1 protein-coding gene is annotated in these 859 nt (G+C 68.3%); it reads left to right on the top strand.

Annotated elements, in window-relative coordinates:
* The first annotated feature begins 34 nt into the window (after nt 1-34).
* Nucleotides 35-852 (top strand): IS5 family transposase gene (locus ADK54_RS43380; RefSeq protein ID WP_234392072.1). Its coding sequence is split into 2 segments (ribosomal slippage): nt 35-386 and nt 386-852, totalling 819 coding nucleotides; the frame shifts between segments, so codons are not numbered across the junction.
* Nucleotides 853-859: the final 7 nt, after the last annotated feature.

Below are 859 nucleotides of genomic sequence, written 5' to 3'. Positions count from 1 at the left end.
GTGACTGTCGGCTTGGCTGTTCGTTGGTGTGGGTGTGGGGAAGAGACAGTCGCGGCCGTGGATCGTGTCGGATGAACTCTGGTCGCTGGTGGAGCCGTTGTTGCCGCAGCCCGGACCGAAACGGGTCGAGGGCAGGCCGCGGGTGCCGGACCGGCAGGCGTTGTGCGGGATCCTGTTCGTGCTGCACACCGGCATCCAGTGGGAGTACCTGCCGCAGGAACTCGGTTTCGGTTCGGGCATGACGTGCTGGCGGCGGCTGGCGGCCTGGAACGAGGCCGGTGTGTGGGACGCACTGCACCTGGTCCTGCTCAGGAGGCTGCGGTCCGCCAGACAGCTCGACTGGTCGCGGGCGGTGATCGATTCCTCCCACGTCCGGGCGGCACGGCGGGGCCCAAAAGCGGTCCCAGCCCGGTCGACCGTGCGCGGCCGGGCAGCAAGCACCACATCCTCACCGATGCCCGGGGCATCCCGCTCGCGGTGTCGCTGACCGGCGGCAACCGCAACGACGTCACCGAGCTGGTCCCGTTGCTGGACAAGGTGCCCCCGGTTGCCGGTCTGGTCGGACGGCCGCGTAGACGGCCCGACGTGCTGTTCGCCGACCGGGGCTACGACCACGACAAATACCGCAAGGAGGTGCGGGCCCTGGGCGTGATACCGGTGATCGCCCGCCGCGGTGTCCCACACGGCTCCGGTCTCGGCGTATACCGCTGGGTGGTTGAACGCACCATCGCCTGGTTCCACGGCTTCCGGCGCTTACGCATCCGCTGGGAACGACGCGATGACATCCACGAAGCCTTCCTCGGCCTCGCCACTTGCCTCATCACACACCGACACGTCCAACGCCTTTGTTAGGGCCTCT

The sequence above is a fragment of the Streptomyces sp. WM6378 genome (assembly GCF_001279695.1).
Classification (GTDB): domain Bacteria; phylum Actinomycetota; class Actinomycetes; order Streptomycetales; family Streptomycetaceae; genus Streptomyces.
The sequence above is the reverse complement of the archived record's forward strand: the minus strand, read 5'-3'. Positions and strand labels throughout refer to the sequence as shown.